Raw genomic sequence first — 18,865 nt, 5'->3', positions numbered from 1 at the left:
GGCGATCACTCGATCGGCCCGCCATCCCCGCCCACCTGCCGAACCACGCAATGAAGCTGATCCTCGCCTCCACCTCCGCCTACCGGCGGATGCTGCTCGAACGCCTGCTCATCCCGTTCGAGACCGCGCGCCCCGACACCGACGAAACCCCGCTGCCGGGCGAAGCCCCCGACGCCACTGCCGAACGCCTGGCCGCCGACAAGGCGCGCGCCGTGGCATCGGCCTGGCCGGACGCGCTGATCATCGGCAGCGACCAGGTTGCCCACATCGGCGACCAGGTGTTCGGCAAACCGGGCAGCGAGGAGCGCGCCATCGCCCAACTGCAGCAGATGAGCGGCCAAACCGTGAGCTTCCACACCGCGCTTGCGCTGCTCAATACCCGCAGCGGCCGCCTGCAGATCGAAGGCGTACCGACGCGCGTACGTTTTCGCAGCCTGAGCGAAGACGAGATCCGCCGCTACGTCGCCACCGAACGCCCGCTCGACTGCGCCGGCAGCGCCAAGGTGGAGGGCCTCGGCATCACCCTGCTCGAAGCCCTGTCCGGCGACGATCCCACGGCGCTGATCGGCCTGCCGCTGATCGCGCTGTCGCGCATGCTGCGCGCCGAAGGCGTCGCCCTGCCATGAGCGCCGCCCACTCCCCTGCCGGCGAACGCGGCACGCTGTTCCTCGTTCCCGTTTCCCTTGGCGAGACGTCCTGGCCCGGTTTCCTGCCCGCCCAGGCGCAGGCGATCGCCGCCGGCCTGGAACACTTCGTCGTCGAGAATGCCCGCGCCGCGCGCGCCCACCTGAAGCGGCTCGACTACCCCCGCCCGCTGCGCGACACGGACATCCGCGAACTGCCGTCCGATCCGTCAAGCGCCCAGGACGCCGCTTTCGACGCGCTGCTCGCTCCGGCACTGGAAGGCCGCGACCTGGGCCTGATGTCGGACGCCGGCTGCCCCGCCGTCGCCGACCCCGGCGCCCGCCTGGTGGCGCGCGCCCACGCGCTGGGCATCCGCGTCGCACCGCTGGTCGGGCCCTCGTCCATCCTGCTCGGCCTGATGGGCTCGGGCCTGAATGGCCAGAGCTTTGCTTTCCACGGCTACCTGCCGGTCGACGAAGCCGGCCGCGACACCGCGCTGCGCGCGCTGGAAGACGAATCGCGCAAGCTCGGCCGCACCCAGATCTTCATCGAGACGCCCTACCGCAACGAACGCATGTTCGACGCGCTGCTGAAGACGCTGAAGCCGGACACCCGCGTCTGCGTCGCCCGCGAACTCAACACTGCCGAGGAGGCCATCCATACGCGCAGCGTGCGCGAGTGGAAGAAGGCTGGCCGCCCGGTGCTGGCGAAGCGACCTTGTCTGTTCCTGCTGCTGGCCTAAGGCCAGCCCCGTATTACCGTCGTAGCGGCTTCAGCCAGGAACGCCGAGCCGCGAATACAGCCTTGCTGCCGCTCGAAACGCTGCTGTCACAACTGAAGCTCCTGCGGGAGTGGCTTTATCGGCAGGAACAACAAATCAGGCGCGTTCCAGCAGCCAGCGCGCCATGTCGCCCGGCGTGCGCACGCAGGCCAGCGGCTGCTCCGCCTCCAGCGCCGCCAGCGGATGCGCACCGAAACCCACCGCCAGCCCGGCCACACCGGCGTTGCGCGCCATCTGCATGTCGTGGGTGGTGTCGCCCACCATCAGCGTGCGCGCCGGATCGGCGCCGAGTTTGTTCATCAGTTGCTCCAGCATCGCCGGATGCGGCTTCGAAAAGCACTCGTCGGCACAGCGCGTCGCGAGGAAATGCTCGCCCAGCCCGGTATGCGCCAGCGCCCGATCCAGGCCGACACGGCTCTTGCCGGTCGCCACCCCCAGCATGCGGCCACGTCCGGCCAGTTCGGCGATCAGTTGCGGCACGCCGTCGAACAGGCGCAGCTCGTGGTCCATGGAGAGGAAATGATGGCGATAGCGCTCGATGATGCGCGGATAGTCGGGCTCGCGCAGCGCCGGCACCGCGTGGCGCAAGGCTTCGCCCAGCCCCAGACCGATCACGTAGCGCGCCTGCTCGTCGCTCGGCTCGGGCAGACCGAGATCGCGGCAGGAAGCCTGGATGGCCTGGGCGATGGCCGCCGCCGAATCGAGCAGCGTACCGTCCCAGTCGAACACGATCAGATCGAAGCCTTCAACCATTCGCTCAGCCACTCGTCTTCTCCGCGACGCCCAGGGCGTCGATGAAGGATTGCAGTTCCGGCGGCAGCGCCGCCTCGAAGGACAACACCTCGCCGCTCAGCGGGTGCTGGAACGAGAGCCGCGCCGCATGCAGGAACATGCGCTTCAGCCCCTCGCCTTCCAGCCGCTTGTTGAGGGCGAAGTCGCCGTACTTGTCGTCGCCGCACAGCGGAAAACCGAGATGCGTCAGATGCACCCGGATCTGGTGGGTGCGGCCGGTCTTCAGTTCCACTTCGAGCAGGCTGTAGTCGCGCCAGCGCTTCACCAGCCGCACGATGCTGTGCGAAGGCTTGCCCTCGTCGCTGACGCACACGCGGCGCTCGCCTTCGGCAGTCAGATACTTCAGCAGCGGCGCCTTCACATGCTGCAAGGGGTTGTTCCAGCGTCCCGCCACCAGGGTCAGGTAGCGCTTCTCGATGCGCCCTTCGCGCAGCATGTCGTGCAGCACGGTCAGCGCGGAGCGCTTCTTCGCCACGATCAGCAGCCCCGAAGTCTCGCGGTCGAGCCGGTGCGCCAGTTCGAGCATGCGCACTTCCGGCCGCTGCACCCGCAACTGCTCGATGACGCCGTAGCTGACGCCGCTGCCGCCATGCACGGCCTTGCCCGCCGGCTTGTCGATGACGATCAGCGCGTCGTCCTCGTACACCACCGGCAGCGGCCTGCCCGCCGGCGCGGGCGTGCTGCGCACGGGCTCGGCGACGCGGATCGGCGGAATGCGCACTTCGTCGCCTTCGGCCAGGCGGTAGGTCTGCTGCACCCGCCGGCCATTCACCCTCACCTCGCCGCTGCGCAGGATGCGATAGATGTGGCTCTTGGGTACGCCCTTGGCGATGCGCTGCAGGTAATTGTCGATGCGCTGCCCGGCCGAAGCCTCGTCGATGCGCTCGTGTCTTACCGCAATGCTTTTGCCTTCGATAGTCGTCATGAAATATACTTTCGGGCGGTCGACCCGGTCGCTGCCAGCCAAGTGCATCAGTCGAGGCTCCGTACGTCGAAACGACGGGCCTCGAGACGACGGCAAACTGCTGGCGATGAGCCCTGAAGAGCGCTCCCGGCGTCGCCGCTGCGTGCCATCCAATGCCAAAAAAGGCGCCGATGGTAACGCAATCGCCAACTTCGATACACCCGTCCAGCCCCTGGGTTGGATTTTGACGCGTTACTCGCACTTGCAGGATCAAATGTTCCGGCCCGGCGGCCCCATGACCGGCCCGCTGGCGGGAACAAGAGAATATCGACCAGCCGACCCATCACAGCCCGACTAACCCACCGGATGCAAACAGAAGCCCTACCCAATCGCTCCTGAACCCGGAAAGCGCGATGGTGCGCGCCGTTCGTCCTGCCCGTGCTCCTGACGCGGGAGAACGATCCAAATGAAGCGCATGCTTTTCAATGCGACGCAGGCCGAAGAACTACGCGTCGCGATCGTGGATGGTCAGAAACTGATCGACCTCGATATCGAATCGGCCTCGAAGGAAGAACGCAAGAGCAACATCTACAAGGCGGTCATCACCCGCATCGAGCCCAGCCTCGAAGCGGCCTTCGTCGACTATGGCGCCGAGCGCCACGGTTTCCTGCCGTTCAAGGAAATTTCCCGTTCCTACTTCCAGCCCGGCGTGGACGCCGGCAAGGCCTCCATCAAGGAAGCGCTGAAGGAAGGCCAGGAGCTGATCGTCCAGGTCGAGAAGGACGAGCGCGGCAACAAGGGCGCGGCGCTCACCACCTACATCTCGCTGGCCGGCCGCTACCTGGTGCTGATGCCGAACAATCCGCGCGGCGGCGGCGTGTCGCGCCGCGTCGAAGGCGACGAGCGCGCCGAACTGCGCGAAGCGATGGATCAGCTCGACGTGCCGCAGGGCATGAGCCTGATCGCTCGCACCGCCGCCATCGGCCGCAGCGCCGAAGAGCTGTCCTGGGATCTGAGCTACCTGCTGCAACTATGGCGCGCGATCGAAGGCGCGGCGCAGGGTCAGAGCGGCGCCTTCCTGATCTACCAGGAAGGCAGCCTGGTGATCCGCGCCATCCGCGACTACTTCCAGCCCGACATCGGCGAGATCCTGATCGACACCGACGACGTCTATGAACAGGCCTGCCAGTTCATGGGCCACGTCATGCCGGCCAACGTCGCCCGCGTGAAGCGCTACAGCGACGACGTGCCATTGTTCTCGCGCTTCCAGATCGAGCACCAGATCGAATCGGCCTACTCGCGCCAGGTCGGCCTGCCCTCGGGCGGCGCCGTCGTCATCGACCACACCGAGGCGCTGGTGTCGATCGACGTCAACTCCGGCCGCGCCACCAAGGGCTCGGACATCGAGGAAACCGCCTTCCGCACCAACTGCGAAGCCGCCGACGAAATCGCCCGCCAGCTCCGCCTGCGCGACCTCGGCGGCCTGATCGTCATCGACTTCATCGACATGGAGTCGGCCAAGAACCAGCGCGAAGTGGAAAACCGCCTGCGCGACGCGCTGCGCCACGACCGCGCCCGCGTGCAGACCGGCAAGATCAGCCGCTTCGGCCTGCTCGAACTGTCGCGCCAGCGCCTGCGCCCGGCCCTGGCCGAGACCAGCTACATCACCTGCCCGCGCTGCAACGGCACCGGCCACATCCGCAGCACCGAATCGTCGGCGCTGCACATCGTCCGCATCCTCGAAGAAGAAGCGATGAAGGAGAACACCGGCGCGGTGCACCTGCAGGTGCCGGTCGACGTCGCCACCTTCCTGCTCAACGAGAAGCGCGTCGACATCGCCCGCATCGAGATGCGCCACAAGGTGCAGCTCATCATCGTCCCCAACCGCCACCTCGAAACGCCGGCGCACGAGATCATCCGCCTGCGCCACGACCAGCTCAACGCCGAGGACATCGCGCTGGCAAGCTACCAGATGGTGCAGAAGCCCGCCGAGGACGTCGCCCGCCTGCCGAGCACGCACAACGAGCGCCCGGCCCGCCAGGAAGCCGCGGTCAAGGGCATCGCCCCGGCCCAGCCCGCGCCGGTCGCCACCAGTGCGGCACAGGCGCCTGCCGAAGTGTCCGCCGCACCGGCACCGAAGGGCCTGCTGGAGCGCATCATGGGCTGGTTCACCGGCAGCAAGCCGCAAGCCGCTCCCGCCCCCGAGCCGGTCGTCGAAGCGGCACCGAAACGCGAATCCCGCACACGCGGCGAACGCAACGGCGAAGGGCGCCGCAACGGCGGCAGCCGCGGCCGCCGTGGCGAACGCGACGGCGATGCGCAAAGCAGCCGTGGCGTGCGCAGCGAACGCCAGGAGCGCACCGAGGCCACCGACAAGCCGCAGCGCGCCGACAAGGCCGAACGCAGCAGCGAGCGCACCGAAGGCCGCGGCCGTGGCCGCAACCGTGGCGAGCGCAGCAACGAACGCGCAGCCGAAACCCTGGCGGCCACCGGAGCGCCGGCCGCCGGCAGCCCGGCGCCCGGAACGCCGGCCGCCGAAAGCAACGACGAACTGCTGAAGTCCGCCGCCGCATTGACCGCCGTTGCTGCCACCACCGCGGCTGAAGCCGCCCCGGCCGACGCCGCCAGCGGCGAAGAAGGCGCCTCCGGCGAGAAGCGCCGCCGCCGCGGCCGCGGCCGCGGCCGCCGCTCGGGCGAAGCCCTGGCGGATGCCGCAGCGCAAGACAGCGCAGCAGGCGAAGACGCCGCGACCGCCGAAGACGCCGGCAGCGTTCCCGCCGCTCCGGTCGACGAGAGCCCTGCCGCGGAAGCCCTGCCTGCCGCAACTGAAATCGCGACCGAAGTGAGCGAGCAGCCGGCCCCGACGGAGCCGGCCCAGGCCGAAGCACAGCAAGCCCAGGTGGAACAACCGGTCGAACCTGTCGCAACCGAAGCAACGCCGGCCGAAGCGCCCGCCGTGGCTGAAGTGGATGCGGTCGAGCCGGCCGCCGCCCCGGCAGCAGAAGCCGCGCAGACAGCTGAGGAGGCCGCAGCGCTGCCGGTCGTCGCGTCGGAAGTCGGAGCAGACCACACTGCGCCAGTCGATACCGCTGCGACCGATACCGCTGCGACCGATACCGCTGCGACCGATACCGCGGCGGTCGACACCGCGGTGACCGAAGCAGAAGCACTGGCTCCGGTCGAACTCGCAAGCGAAGCCGAACAGCCTGCGGCAGTCGAGGCGCCGGCAGCCGAAGCTGCCGAAGCGCAGGCAGTGGTCGAAGAAGCCGCCACCCAGCCGATCGTCGAGGAAGGCACGGCAGTCGAAGCCGAAGCGCCTGCCGCAGCCGACACGGCGCCTTCGCTGATCGAGCGTGCTGCCATCGCCGCCCGCACGACCAATGGCGAGGCGACGGCTGACGAAACCACCGCTCCCCTGGCGCCGAGCGCGCCGATCTCGGTTCCGAGCGAAAGCGGCCTGGTCATGATCGAAACCGATCCGACCAAGCGTGCCACATTCGGCACCGGCGCGCCGGAACAGCCGGTCCGCCTCGGCCGCAAGCCGCGCCCGGCTCCCGTCATCGTCGAGGAAGCTCTGCAGCAGGTCGAGACGCGCAACTGAGCGCCCGTTCGATCCGGGCATGCGAAAAGGCCACTCCCTTACGGGAGTGGCCTTTTTCTCATTCAGGCGCCGACATGGTCCACGCCCGGCTCAAGCCTGGGTCGTCACGCTCTCCAGCAGGCCGCGCACACCGCTCTCGCACAGATCCAGCACGACGTCGAAGCCCTTCGGCCCGCCGTAATACGGATCAGGTACTTCGTCGAGATCGCTGTCTCGCGCATAGTCCATGAACAGGCCCAGGCGCGGCTGGTAAACCTCCGGGCACATGCGCTGCATGTATTCCAGGTGTCCGCGATCCATCGCCAGCACGAGATCGAAACGCTGGAAGTCGGATACGTGCAGCTTGCGCGCACGCAGATCCGACAGATCGTAGCCGCGCTGCTGCGCCGCCTTGCGCGCACGCGGGTCGGGTGCCTCGCCCACATGCGAGCCATGCGTGGCCGCCGAATCGACTTCGATCAGGCTCTCGAGCGCGCCGGTCTGGATGTAATGCCGCGCGATGCCTTCGGCGGTCGGCGATCGGCAGATGTTGCCGGAACAAACGAACAGGATTCTCACCATTTCTCCTCCCCCTCCTCGTCACACACTGCCGTGCTGATCCGCGCCGAACGCGCGCTGGCGAAGCTTGAACAGCTCGTCGCGCGCCGCGGCAGCCTTCTCGAACTCCAGGTTGCGGGCATGTTCCTGCATCTCCTTCTCCAGGCGCTTGATCGCCCGCGACAGCGCCTTTTCGTCCATCACCGCATAGTCGGCTTCCTTCTCGGCCACGCGCGCGGTGTCGCGCTTGGCACCGTCCGAATCATAAACCCCGTCGATGATGTCCTTGATCCGCTTCGTCACCGACTTCGGCACGATGCCGTGGGCCTCGTTGAAGGTGATCTGCTTCTGGCGGCGGCGCTCCGTCTCGCCGATCGCCGCCTTCATCGAGTCGGTCATGCGGTCGGCGTAGAGGATGGCGGTGCCGTGCAGGTGGCGCGCGGCACGGCCGATGGTCTGGATCAGCGAGCGTTCCGAGCGCAGGAAGCCTTCCTTGTCGGCATCGAGGATCGCCACCAGCGACACTTCGGGAATGTCCAGGCCTTCGCGCAGCAGGTTGATGCCGACCAGCACGTCGAATTCGCCCAGGCGCAGGTCACGGATGATCTCGACCCGCTCCACGGTGTCGATGTCCGAGTGCAGGTAGCGCACCCGGATGCCGTTGTCGGCGAGATAGTCGGTCAGATCCTCGGCCATGCGCTTGGTCAGCACGGTGACCAGCACGCGCTCATTCACCGCGAGCCGCTTCTTGATCTCGCTCAGCAGGTCGTCGACCTGGGTCAGCGCCGGCCGCACCTCGACCAGCGGGTCGATCAGGCCGGTCGGACGTACCACCTGCTCCACCACCTGGCCCTGGTGCTCCTCCTCGTACTTCGCCGGCGTGGCCGAGACGAAGATGGTCTGCGGCATCAGGCGCTCGAACTCGTCGAACTTCAGCGGCCGGTTGTCCAGCGCCGAGGGCAGGCGGAAGCCATAGCCGACCAGGTTCTCCTTGCGCGAGCGGTCGCCCTTGTACATGCCGCCGACCTGGCCGATGGCAACGTGCGATTCGTCGACGAACAGCAGCGCGTCGGACGGCAGGTAGTCGATCAGCGTCGGCGGCGGCTCGCCCTGGCCGCGGCCGGAAAGATGTCGCGAGTAGTTCTCGATGCCCTTGCAGAAACCCATCTCGTTGAGCATCTCGAGGTCGAAGCGGGTGCGCTGCTCGAGGCGCTGCGCCTCCACCAGCTTGCCTTCGCGCTGGAAGAAGGCGACGCGCTCGCGCAGCTCCTCCTTGATCGCCTCGACCGCCTTCAGCACCGTGGCGCGCGGCGTCACGTAGTGGCTGGACGGGTAGACGGTGAAGCGCGCCAGCTTGTGGCGCAGATGCCCGGTGAGCGGGTCGAACAGGGTCAGGTGCTCGATCTCGTCGTCGAACATCTCGATCCGCACCGCGAGCTCGGCGTTTTCCGCCGGGAACACGTCGATGACGTCGCCGCGCACACGGAAAGTGCCGCGGCGGAAGTCGATGTCGGCGCGGGTGTACTGCATCGCCACCAGGCGCTGGATCAGGTCGCGGTGGGCCATGCGCTCGCCTTCGCGCAGGTGCAGGATCATCGCGTGGTAATCGACCGGGTCGCCGATACCGTAGATGCACGACACCGTGGCGACGATCACCACGTCGCGCCGCTCCATCAGGCTCTTGGTCGCCGACAGCCGCATCTGCTCGATGTGTTCGTTGACCGAGGAGTCCTTCTCGATGAAGAGGTCGCGCGAAGGCACATAGGCTTCGGGCTGGTAGTAGTCGTAGTAGCTGACGAAGTACTCCACCGCGTTCTCGGGCAGGAACTCCTTGAATTCGGCATACAGCTGCGCCGCCAGCGTCTTGTTCGGTGCCAGCACCAGCGCCGGCCGCCCCATGCGGGCGATAACATTGGCCATCGTGTAGGTCTTGCCCGAGCCGGTCACCCCCAGCAGGGTCTGGTACATCAACCCATCTTCGATGCCTTCGCACAGCAGGCGGATCGCCTCGGGCTGATCGCCGGCGGGCGGAAACGGCTGGTGCAGGCGGAAAGGACTGCCTTCGTAGCTCACCACGCTCGACCCGTTCGCCGGGCTGCCGGACGCGGTGCTTCCCGCGCTATTGCCTTGACTCGTCATGCTAATATTTCGCCTTGCGTGTGCGGTGCACCAAGGACGGTGCGCCGGACGAAAACGCCGATTATTTCCCAAATCGCGCAACAAGGCACGGCCAACGCCATTCCTGTTACGCGGCCTCGCCACCGTAGAACCCCTGGAGTCTTCATGTCTGCTTCGATCTTCGCCGCCGTCGAGATGGCGCCCCGTGACCCGATCCTTGGCCTGAACGAGGCCTTCGCCGCCGACACCCGCGCCGAGAAGGTCAACCTCGGCGTCGGCGTGTACTACGACGACAACGGCAAGATTCCGCTGCTGGCCGCCGTCCGCGCCGCCGAGAAGGCCCGCCTCGAAGCTCAGCCGCCGCGCGGCTACCAGCCGATCGAAGGCCCTGCCGCCTACAACGGCGCAGTGCAGAACCTGCTGTTCGGCAAGGACTCCGAACTGGCCACCAGCGGCCGGGTCGTCACCGTCGAAGCGCTCGGCGGCACCGGTGCGCTGAAGGTCGGCGCCGACTACCTGAAGCGCCTGCTGCCCGGCGCCACCGTCTACATCTCCGACCCGAGCTGGGAAAACCACCGCGCGCTGTTCGAGTCGTCCGGCTTCCCGGTGCAGACCTACGCCTACTACGACGCGACCAGCCGCGGCGTGAACTTCGCCGGCATGAAGGCCAGCCTCGAAGCCGCCCCCGCCGGCTCGATCATCGTGCTGCACGCCTGCTGCCACAACCCCACCGGCGCCGACCTGTCCGACGCCCAATGGGACGAAGTCGTCGCCGTGTGCCGCAGCCGCGGCCTGGTGCCCTTCCTCGACATGGCCTACCAGGGTTTCGCCGACGGCATCGACGCCGACGCCGTCGCCGTGCGCGCCTTCTCGGCCAGCGGCCTGCAGTTCTTCGTCTCCAGCTCGTTCTCGAAGAGCTTCTCGCTGTACGGCGAGCGCGTCGGCGCGCTGTCGATCGTCACCGCCAGCAAGGAAGAAGCCGGCCGCGTGCTGTCGCAGGTCAAGCGCGTGATCCGCACCAACTACTCCAACCCGCCGATCCACGGCGGCGCCATCGTCGCCGCGGTGCTCAACTCGCCCGAGCTGCGCCAGCAGTGGGAAGACGAACTGGCCGGCATGCGCGACCGCATCCGCGCCATGCGCACCAGCCTGGTCGAGCAACTGAAGGCCGAAGGCGTGGCGCAGGATTTCTCCTTCGTCATCAAGCAGCGCGGCATGTTCTCCTACACCGGCCTCAGCGCCGAACAGGTCGAGAAGCTGAAGTCCGACTTCGGCATCTACGCCGTGTCGACCGGCCGCATCTGCCTGGCCGCGCTGAACTCGAAGAACATCGGCTACGTCGCCAAGGCCATCGCCCAGGTCGTCAAGGGCTGAGCAACGATCGAGGTGGGGCGGTGAAAGCACAAAAAATCACTGCCCTACCTTGACGCTGTACGGTGCCATTCCTATAATGCGCGCCTCTGTTCCCCGATAGCTCAGTCGGTAGAGCGCCGGACTGTTAATCCGTAGGTCCCTGGTTCGAGCCCAGGTCGGGGAGCCAAATTCAAGGCCAGTCATCCAGCACACTTCGGTGTCGAGGATACTGGCCTTTTTCATTGCGTACTCGGAGCTCCCCTCCTCGCCCAATGGGCTGCGTATCGGACTGCATTCACCTGCCCGGTGCCCCATTTCAGCAATTTCAGCTATAAAGGTAAAACCATGTTTTCGGACATTCCCAGTCCCATCGATCTGCGCCGCATGGACGATGCACGCGAATGGGCCGACACAGCGATGACAAAAAGGCCCTGGCGCGTCGAGTTCTTCGAACTGTTTTCATCCTTGATCAGCCAGGTAGCGCAGGGACGGCCTATCCGTGTTCTCGAGCTTGGCTCGGGGCCGGGCTTTATGGCGGAGCATCTGCTGAAGACCTTGCCTTCGGTGGAATATGTCGCACTGGACTTCTCACCTGCAATGCACGAGCTTGCTGCACAGAGGCTTGGCGCTCTTGCAGAGCGAATCCAATTCGTGGAACGAAGTTTTCGCGACGCATCCTGGGCCGAGGGCTTGGGCAGCTTCGAGGTTGTCGTCACGCTTCAAGCCGTTCACGAACTCCGTCACAAGGGCCATGCAGTTGGGCTTCATTCCCAGGTAAGGCAAATCCTCAGCCCGGACGGAAGCTATCTTGTCTGCGATCACTTTGCCGGTGAAAGCGGAATGTCCAATGACCAGCTCTACATGTCGGTGACCGAGCAACGCGCTGCTCTCGAGCAGGCCGGATTCTCCGATGTGGATGAAGTACTGGTGAAAGGTACGCTTGCGCTTCACCGTGCAAGGCCCTAGCCAGCAGCCGTCCTTTCTCCAATCGCCTTCAGCACAACCATGGCTTTCACTCAGAGCGAATACGATATCCGGTGCGAATGGGGGCTGCGTGGTGCCGAGACGATAGCGAGGCGCTGCAATGCCGTGATTGTCGTGGATGTCCTGTCATTCACTACTGCAGTGTCTGTCGCCGTCAGCCAGGGAGGAATGGTTTTTCCCTATAAGTGGAAAGACGATTCGCGCATCACGTTTGCTGAAGAAAAGGGGGCCATCCTGGCTGGGCCGCGTGGCAAGGGCAGCTATTCCCTTTCTCCCGCATCCTTGAGCGCCGTGCAATCGGGGCAGCGGATCGTTCTCCCCAGTCCCAATGGGGCAACGATCTCACTCTCCACTGGTACGGTTCCCACCTACGCGGGCTGCCTCAGAAATGCCAAAGCCGTGGCTGCCGCGGCCTCGAAACACGGTCCGAGAATCGGGGTGATTCCCTGCGGCGAACGATGGGAGGCCGATTCATCTCTCCGCCCTGCGCTTGAAGATCTGATTGGGGCTGGAGCGATCATTCAGCACCTTGGTGGCAGCAGATCGCCCGAAGCCTGTGCCGCAGTCTGGGCGTACGAAGGTGCAACAAGTTCATCGCTCATCGACACCATTCGGGGCTGTGGTTCAGGCAAAGAACTGCTGGAGCGGGGATACGATATCGATGTCATGCTGGCATGCGAGATCGACAGCGACGACGCAGCGCCCGTCCTGTGTGACGGTGCCTACCAAGCTGCGCCAGAAGTGAACACGGCATATCCTGCTGCTCTACGGTAATGGGCGAATACGTTTTCCGCGAACATCATGATCATAGTCATCGAAGGCGTCAGCGCTGCCGGGAAGACGACATGGGCATCGCGGTACGCTCCGGCAGTCGTCGATGAAATAACGACTACCCCGCCAACGGAAGATGACGCATCAGTAGCCCAATACTGGAGCGATGAAGACAGCGAACGCTGGCGACGCGGACTGGAGCTTGAGCGCATTCATGACATCGTCTGTTTCGACACTGACCCGCTGAAGATCCACTATGCGTGGTGCCTGTGGCAAATCGGAAGCGGTTCGCGCGAGACCTGGATGGCGAACGTCCAAACCACCCGGAAACGAATCTCGGAGAAGCAGCTCGGGTTTGCAGATCAGATCGTATTTCTCGACCCACCGGAACAGACCATCCGGCTGCAGAGAACGAACGACAAGACACGACTGCGTCGCAGTTTCGAAACGCACATCCGCTTGTATGAACCGCTGAGACGCTGGTATCTGCAATTGGAAACCTTATCGCCGGGCAGCGTGCTTTTCAATGCACATCAAGCCCAGGATTGGACACCGGCGCGGTTGCGGGCAGATCGTTATGACCTCGGACTGTTCGACGCACTCATCGACGCAACCGATCGGCGCGACTGGTAGCCAATCTCTCCATAAAACCCGGTTACGTAAGCTTCGCAGGCCTCCAGGAGAAAAAATGTACAACGGTAGCTGTCTCTGTGGCGCAATTTCATTCCGCTTGCGGTCCGAACCCAAGGCGGTGACGAACTGCCATTGCAGGATGTGCCAGAAGCAGCATGGCGCAGCATTCGCCACGTATGCAAGCGTACCGAAGGCCGATCTGGAGTGTCTGTCCGGACAGGAGTTGCTCACCGCTTACAACTCATCTGGAAGCATCGTCAGGAAGTTCTGCCGCATTTGCGGCTCCAATATCGAATGGAGCGGCAGCAATGAATTCACTGACTGGGTATCGATACCCCTGGCATCGCTCGACACGGCTTTTGCGCCCACTAGCATCGAGGATATTCACCTGGAGTCCGGTGCGCCCTGGTTGCACGCCAATCGGTAATCCACATGCAGATGCTGCCGAAGTCCCATCGAACTCCAGGAGCAAACGAATGACGCCGACGAAATCCTGCCCTGTGCTTCTGCGCAGGGGCGACGAGGTCGAGATACTGGCGTTCCAGCATCCGATCGCCGGCTTTCAGCTCGTGAAAGGCAGCATCGAAGAAGGCGAAAGCCCGGAGGAAGCCGCCATACGTGAACTTGCGGAAGAGTCCGGTATCCAAGCCGCCAGAATCTCAACCAGGCTCGGTGTTTGGGAATCCGGTCATCAAGGACAAATCTGGTCGTTCCATCTCTGCGAAGCAGATCTGGCACTTCCCGATCAGTGGGTGCATCATGCCGCCGATGATGGCGGACACGACTTCCGCTTCTTCTGGCACCCGCTCTCCAAGCCCGCTGGTTCAGAGTGGCATGAGGTTTTTCAGCGGGCGCTGAAGTACATTCATTCGGCGCTGACTTACGACACCAGCAGCACAGCCAAAACCAGTTCATGACATGAGCGCCATTCGAGCAAAATCCGTATGTATCTTCCGCCACCACGATGGGGTTCTGCTCACGGAAGGCTACGACCCTGCCAAGGATGAGCACTATCTGATCCCAATAGGCGGTGGCATCGATTTTGGCGAGACTTCCGAGCAGGCAGCCAGGAGAGAAACACTGGAAGAGATTGGCGCCGAGGCGCATTCGTTCAAACTTCTGGGCGTTCTCGAGAACCTGTTTTCCTTCGACGGCAAGCAAGGCCATGAAATCGTCTTTGTTTACGAGGCCAGGTTCGAGGACACCAGCTTCTACGAAGCGCCTGAACTGCAAGGAACCGAGTCCAATGGCAGCAAGTTCATGGCCAGATGGTTCAGTCGGGATCAGCTTCGTGCTGGAAACCTCCGCATCTACCCGAGTGGCATCGAAAACATGCTGCTTCAGCAAACCAACAAGTAGGCCTGTCTAGCCCCACGCATACCTTGATCGACGCAGCGTCGAACGGCTGCATTACGCGGCAGCCATGTGATCGACATGGTGCAACTGCTACACTGGAACTCAAGCTTTCCTGCGAGGCATCCCATGGACATCGATCTCGCCGCCTTCCGCCTCAATGCCCTCGCCCTGCTGACACGTGCCGATGGCAGCAGCAGGACCGCAAGCGCCGGCCAGGCCGGCCTGTTCGAGGCGCTGCTGAAGCTCCAGACCACGCGCCTGCTCGGCGCTTCGGGCAATAGCGTGAACACCATGCTGGTGGACGATACATCGACGCCGATGGAGTCCGTGCTTGCCCAGCTCGAAGCAAGCAACAGCGCCTTCCTGCGGCGCTACAACGCGCGCGTCGAGTCGATCGGCGACGAGGCCGCAGTGCTGACGCGCCTGCGCGAGCGGCTGGCCGAACTGGGCAGCGCCGGCGACGGGCTGAAGCAGCTCTCGGCGGCCAGCGCGGACGGCGACATCAAGGCCGCGCTCAAGGACTTCATCGAGCGCTACAACCAGTGGGATACCGAGTTCGACCCCTACTTCGAGGACGGTGCCCTGCTCGACGACAACCAGGCAGGTGAAGCCGCACGCTTTTCGCTGCGCCGCGAAGTCGGTTCGATCTTCCACGGTGCGGGCAACGGCGGTTTCGCTCTCGGCCTCACCGACATGGGCGTAGGCTTCACGCCCGACGGCCAGTTGCAGTTCGACGAACAGGCCTTCGATGCCGCATTGCAGATCGGACGCGAAGGCGCGCTGCGGACGCTGCACAACGTCGCCGGCGCCTTCTCCACGGCCGCCGAGCTGCTCTCCGCCGACGGCCACCTGCTGGACCGTCGCATCGGCAATGCCGAACGCGCCGTGGCCTGGGCAGCGGAGAAGCAGGATGCGCTGATGGCCGAGTTCGGCCCCAACACGGCGGCGGAAAAGCTGGCGAAGTGGTATCGCTGACAACATCCGTTCAATTCCGCTTGACTTTCGCCCCGCCTCGCATACACTCGCGGCCTTCAAGGGGAGTAGCTTCTCAAGCCGCAACATCGTCATCACGGCAGCCTGTCGCCAGACACGCTCCCGGTGCTGCGGGCAAGGGGATCACCGGTTCTTCCGAGCCCTGATTCCTTGCAAGCGAGACCTTGCCCAAGGGCAAGGTCCGTGCACGCAAAACAGCTGCAGGGTCTGTGTCCTTCGGGAACAGGCCCTTTTTGTTTTGTGCGGAGCACGCAATGGAATCGATCGGTACGTGGTGGATGTGGGCGGTATTTGCCGCCATCGTGGTGGTGATGCTGCTGGTGGACCTGTTCGCCTTCGGCGGCGGCAAGCAGCATCGGGTGTCGCTAAAGGAGGCGGCCGGCTGGTCGCTGGCCTGGGTGACGGTGTCGCTGCTGTTCGCCGGCGGGTTGTGGTGGTATCTGGACGGCACGATGGGCCGCGCGATCGCCAACGAGCAGGCGCTGGCCTTCGTCACCGGCTATCTGGTCGAGAAGTCGCTGGCGGTCGACAACGTCTTCGTCTGGATGATGATCTTCAGCTTCTTCGCCGTGCCGCTGGAACTGCAGCGGCGCGTGCTGCTGTACGGCATCGTCGGCGCGATCGTATTGCGCACGATCATGATCTTCGCCGGCAGCTGGCTGATCGCCGAATTCCACTGGCTGCTGTACGTGTTCGGCGCCTTCCTCGTGATCACCGGCATCAAGATGGTGTGGTTCGCCGAGCACGACCCCGACCTCGACAAGAACCCCTTCGTGCGCTGGATCCGCAACCATTACCCGGTCACCGAGCGCCTGGAAGGCGAACGCTTCTTCGTCGTCCGCGACGGCGTGCGCATGATCACCCCGCTCTTCCTCGCCCTGGTGCTGGTCGAGATCTCGGACGTGATCTTCGCGGTCGACAGCATCCCGGCGATCTTCGCGATCACCACCGACCCCTTCATCGTGCTGACCTCGAACCTGTTCGCCATCCTCGGCCTGCGCGCGATGTACTTCCTGCTCGCCGACCTGGGCGACCGCTTCGAACTGCTGAAGTACGGCCTGGCTGCGATCCTGGTTTTCATCGGCACCAAGATGCTGATCGTCGAGTGGATCAAGATCCCGGTGCTGGTCTCGCTCGGCGTCGTCGCGGTGATCCTCGCCATCGCCGTCGGCGCGAGCCTGTGGCACAGCGCGAAGAAGAGGTCGCAGGCCTGATGCTTCAGGCGCGCAGCCAGGATGCCGCCTCGGCAGCGAAATGCTCGACGAGGCGGTCGAATACCAACCTGATCCGCGCCGCCACCGGCCCGCGCTGGGGGCGATAGACCGACAGCCCCCAGGGTTCGGGGCGGAACTCGGGCAGCACCTCGACCAGCCTGCCTGCACGCAGGTGAGGCTGGGCCAGCGGCGCCGCCAATTGACCGAAGCCGATGCCGGCCAGCACCGCATCGGCTTCGGCACGCGTATCGTCGGTAGCGAAGGCCGGCGCGCGCGGCAGCCATTGCTGGCCGCGCGCCAGGAACCACACCCAGGGCTTGCCGGTGTTCGGGTCGATGACGGCAGTGGCCGGCCGCTCGGCCAGTTCCTGCAAAGTCCGCGGTAAACCGACCCGCTCGATCAGCGAGGGCGCGCCGACGATATGGAAAGGCACCTGCGCCACCGCGCGGGCGACGAAACGGCTGTCGCGCAGCGAGCCCAGCCGCACGCCGATGTCGATCTGCTCATCCACCACATCCACGAACTGGTCGGACAGGCGCAGATCCAGCTGCAGCCCCGGATGGTCGGCACACAGTTCGCCCAGCACCGGTGTCAGGTAGTCGCGCTGCAGGGCGCGCGGCGCGGTGATGCGCACCAGGCCGCCGAGGCCGCTGTCCTGCTCCTTTGCGCTTCTCTCGAACAGCTCATCCACGCCCTTGACACTGATGCGCGCGCGGGCCGCCAGCTGCTCGCCGAACTCGGTGATGCGGGTGTGGCGGGTGTTGCGGTGGAACAGCAGTTCACCGACGTGGCCTTCGAGTTCCTTCACCGCCCGCGTCACCGCCTGCGGCGAGACGCCGAGCCGGGTCGCCGCCTCCTTGAAGTTGCGTGTTTCGGCCGCGGTGCAGAAGATCCGCAGCATTTCCAGGCGGTTCAGCATCGTGTGATTCCTGCATGGGGCAACAGACCCAATTATTCCATCTATCGGAATTCTGAAATCAAAAACTATTCATTCATTGGATCAATCCGTCTTGGAATACTCATGGGTTCCGACGCTTGGCCTCCTGCGGCCAGGCCGTGCAGAAGAACGACAGGAGCCCGCAGCCATGACCATCAAATCCCGTGCCGCCGTTGCCTTCGCCGCCGGCGAACCGCTGAAGATCGTCGAGATCGACGTCGAACCGCCGCGCAAGGGCGAAGTGCTGGTGAAGATCACCCACACCGGCGTCTGTCACACCGACGCCTTCACGCTGTCCGGCGACGATCCGGAAGGCATCTTCCCCGCCGTGCTCGGCCATGAAGGCGCCGGCATCGTGGTCGAAGTCGGCGAAGGCGTGACCAGCGTCGAGCCGGGCGACCACGTCATTCCGCTATACACCGCCGAGTGCGGCGAATGCCTGTTCTGCAAGAGCGGCAAGACCAACCTGTGCGTGTCGGTGCGCGCCACCCAGGGCAAGGGCGTGATGCCCGACGGCAGCACCCGCTTCTCCTACAACGGCCAGCCGATCTACCACTACATGGGCTGCTCGACCTTCTCCGAATACACCGTGGTCGCCGAAGTGTCGCTGGCCAAGGTCAACCCGGAAGCCAACCCCGAGCACGTCTGCCTGCTCGGCTGCGGCGTCACCACCGGCATCGGCGCGGTGCACAACACCGCCAAGGTGCAGGAAGGCGACTCCGTCGCGGTGTTCGGCCTCGGCGGCATCGGCCTGGCGGTGATCCAGGGCGCGCGCCAGGCCAAGGCCGGCCGCATCATCGCGATCGACACCAATCCGTCCAAGTTCGAGCTGGCGAAGCAGTTCGGCGCCACCGACTGCGTGAACCCGAAGGACCACGACAAGCCGATCCAGCAGGTCATCGTCGACATGACCGGCTGGGGCGTGGACCACAGCTTCGAGTGCATCGGCAACGTCAACGTGATGCGCGCGGCGCTGGAATGCGCACACCGCGGCTGGGGCCAGTCGGTCATCATCGGCGTGGCCGGTGCGGGGCAGGAAATCTCCACCCGGCCGTTCCAGCTCGTCACCGGCCGCAAGTGGATGGGCACCGCCTTCGGCGGCGTCAAGGGCCGCAGCCAGCTGCCGGGCATGGTCGAGGATGCGATGAAGGGCGACATCGAGCTCGCGCCCTTCGTCACCCACACCATGGGGCTGGAGAAGATCAACGACGCTTTCGACCTGATGCACGAAGGCAAGTCGATCCGCTCGGTCATCCACTTCTGATCG

General features: G+C 65.0%; 18 protein-coding genes and 1 tRNA gene. 14 read left to right on the top strand and 5 right to left on the bottom strand.

Annotated elements, in window-relative coordinates:
* Positions 1 to 50 precede the first annotated feature (50 nt).
* Together NX068_RS04015 and NX068_RS04010 are read left to right on the top strand one after the other, a co-directional pair.
* Positions 51 to 626 carry a Maf family protein gene (locus tag NX068_RS04015; protein WP_263459997.1) on the top strand — a complete coding sequence of 192 codons (576 nt, stop codon included), beginning with the start codon at positions 51 to 53 and terminating at the stop codon, positions 624 to 626.
* Positions 623 to 1,366 (top strand): SAM-dependent methyltransferase, encoded by a 744-nt coding sequence (locus NX068_RS04010; RefSeq protein WP_263459996.1) that lies wholly within the window; start codon positions 623 to 625, stop codon positions 1,364 to 1,366. Before NX068_RS04015 ends, NX068_RS04010 begins: the two co-directional genes overlap by 4 nt.
* A gap of 135 nt (positions 1,367 to 1,501) precedes the next feature.
* Here NX068_RS04010 and NX068_RS04005 read toward each other — a convergent pair whose 3' ends face one another.
* Both NX068_RS04005 and NX068_RS04000 read right to left on the bottom strand, forming a co-directional pair.
* Positions 1,502 to 2,158, bottom strand: a complete 657-nt coding sequence (locus NX068_RS04005) for an HAD-IA family hydrolase (protein ID WP_263459995.1) — start codon at positions 2,156 to 2,158, stop codon at positions 1,502 to 1,504.
* Positions 2,159 to 2,162: 4 nt separating this feature from the next.
* A complete protein-coding gene (locus tag NX068_RS04000) occupies positions 2,163 to 3,122 on the bottom strand; it encodes an RluA family pseudouridine synthase (protein WP_263459994.1) in 960 nt (319 codons plus the stop codon).
* A gap of 445 nt (positions 3,123 to 3,567) precedes the next feature.
* On the opposite strand from NX068_RS04000, the gene NX068_RS03995 reads away from it, so the two are divergent.
* Positions 3,568 to 6,702: an Rne/Rng family ribonuclease gene (locus tag NX068_RS03995; RefSeq protein WP_263459993.1), complete on the top strand. Its 3,135-nt coding sequence runs from the start codon at positions 3,568 to 3,570 to the stop codon at positions 6,700 to 6,702.
* 90 nt (positions 6,703 to 6,792) lie between these two features.
* On the opposite strand, the gene NX068_RS03990 is transcribed toward NX068_RS03995, so the two are convergent.
* Positions 6,793 to 7,263, bottom strand: coding sequence for a low molecular weight protein-tyrosine-phosphatase (locus NX068_RS03990; RefSeq protein ID WP_263459992.1), 471 nt, complete (start codon positions 7,261 to 7,263; stop codon positions 6,793 to 6,795).
* 18 nt (positions 7,264 to 7,281) lie between these two features.
* Positions 7,282 to 9,378: an excinuclease ABC subunit UvrB gene (uvrB, locus tag NX068_RS03985; RefSeq protein ID WP_263459991.1), complete on the bottom strand. Its 2,097-nt coding sequence runs from the start codon at positions 9,376 to 9,378 to the stop codon at positions 7,282 to 7,284.
* A 144-nt stretch (positions 9,379 to 9,522) separates the two neighbouring features.
* Between uvrB and NX068_RS03980 the strand changes: the two genes are divergently transcribed.
* From NX068_RS03980 to NX068_RS03935, 10 genes are all read left to right on the top strand, one after another.
* Complete coding sequence (locus tag NX068_RS03980; RefSeq protein WP_263459990.1) at positions 9,523 to 10,731, top strand: amino acid aminotransferase; 1,209 nt, start codon at positions 9,523 to 9,525, stop codon at positions 10,729 to 10,731.
* Positions 10,732 to 10,821: 90 nt separating this feature from the next.
* Positions 10,822 to 10,897: transfer RNA gene (locus NX068_RS03975), tRNA-Asn, on the top strand.
* A 119-nt stretch (positions 10,898 to 11,016) separates the two neighbouring features.
* Entirely contained in the window at positions 11,017 to 11,676 is a 660-nt protein-coding gene (locus tag NX068_RS03970) for a class I SAM-dependent methyltransferase (RefSeq protein WP_263459989.1), read from the top strand.
* 39 nt (positions 11,677 to 11,715) lie between these two features.
* Positions 11,716 to 12,468 carry a 2-phosphosulfolactate phosphatase gene (locus NX068_RS03965; RefSeq protein WP_263459988.1) on the top strand — a complete coding sequence of 251 codons (753 nt, stop codon included), beginning with the start codon at positions 11,716 to 11,718 and terminating at the stop codon, positions 12,466 to 12,468.
* A 27-nt stretch (positions 12,469 to 12,495) separates the two neighbouring features.
* Positions 12,496 to 13,098, top strand: a complete 603-nt coding sequence (locus NX068_RS03960) for a hypothetical protein (protein ID WP_263459987.1) — start codon at positions 12,496 to 12,498, stop codon at positions 13,096 to 13,098.
* Between the two features lie 55 nt (positions 13,099 to 13,153).
* A complete protein-coding gene (locus NX068_RS03955) occupies positions 13,154 to 13,525 on the top strand; it encodes a GFA family protein (RefSeq protein ID WP_263459986.1) in 372 nt (123 codons plus the stop codon).
* Positions 13,526 to 13,574: 49 nt separating this feature from the next.
* Positions 13,575 to 14,015 (top strand): NUDIX hydrolase, encoded by a 441-nt coding sequence (locus tag NX068_RS03950; protein WP_263459985.1) that lies wholly within the window; start codon positions 13,575 to 13,577, stop codon positions 14,013 to 14,015.
* A 1-nt stretch (position 14,016) separates the two neighbouring features.
* On the top strand, positions 14,017 to 14,457 hold the full coding sequence (locus NX068_RS03945; RefSeq protein ID WP_263459984.1) for an NUDIX hydrolase: 441 nt from the start codon (positions 14,017 to 14,019) through the stop codon (positions 14,455 to 14,457).
* 123 nt (positions 14,458 to 14,580) lie between these two features.
* The gene (locus NX068_RS03940) at positions 14,581 to 15,429 is read left to right on the top strand and encodes a hypothetical protein (RefSeq protein WP_263459983.1); all 849 of its coding nucleotides are present in this window, start codon (positions 14,581 to 14,583) and stop codon (positions 15,427 to 15,429) included.
* Between the two features lie 272 nt (positions 15,430 to 15,701).
* Positions 15,702 to 16,661, top strand: a complete 960-nt coding sequence (locus NX068_RS03935) for a TerC family protein (protein WP_263459982.1) — start codon at positions 15,702 to 15,704, stop codon at positions 16,659 to 16,661.
* A 4-nt stretch (positions 16,662 to 16,665) separates the two neighbouring features.
* On the opposite strand, the gene NX068_RS03930 is transcribed toward NX068_RS03935, so the two are convergent.
* Positions 16,666 to 17,580, bottom strand: coding sequence for a LysR family transcriptional regulator (locus tag NX068_RS03930; protein ID WP_263459981.1), 915 nt, complete (start codon positions 17,578 to 17,580; stop codon positions 16,666 to 16,668).
* A 172-nt stretch (positions 17,581 to 17,752) separates the two neighbouring features.
* On the opposite strand from NX068_RS03930, the gene NX068_RS03925 reads away from it, so the two are divergent.
* On the top strand, positions 17,753 to 18,862 hold the full coding sequence (locus NX068_RS03925; protein ID WP_263460191.1) for an S-(hydroxymethyl)glutathione dehydrogenase/class III alcohol dehydrogenase: 1,110 nt from the start codon (positions 17,753 to 17,755) through the stop codon (positions 18,860 to 18,862).
* Positions 18,863 to 18,865: the final 3 nt, after the last annotated feature.

Source organism: Thauera carbonicopians, assembly GCF_025699485.1.
Taxonomy (GTDB): domain Bacteria; phylum Pseudomonadota; class Gammaproteobacteria; order Burkholderiales; family Rhodocyclaceae; genus Thauera.
The sequence above is the reverse complement of the archived record's forward strand: the minus strand, read 5'-3'. Positions and strand labels throughout refer to the sequence as shown.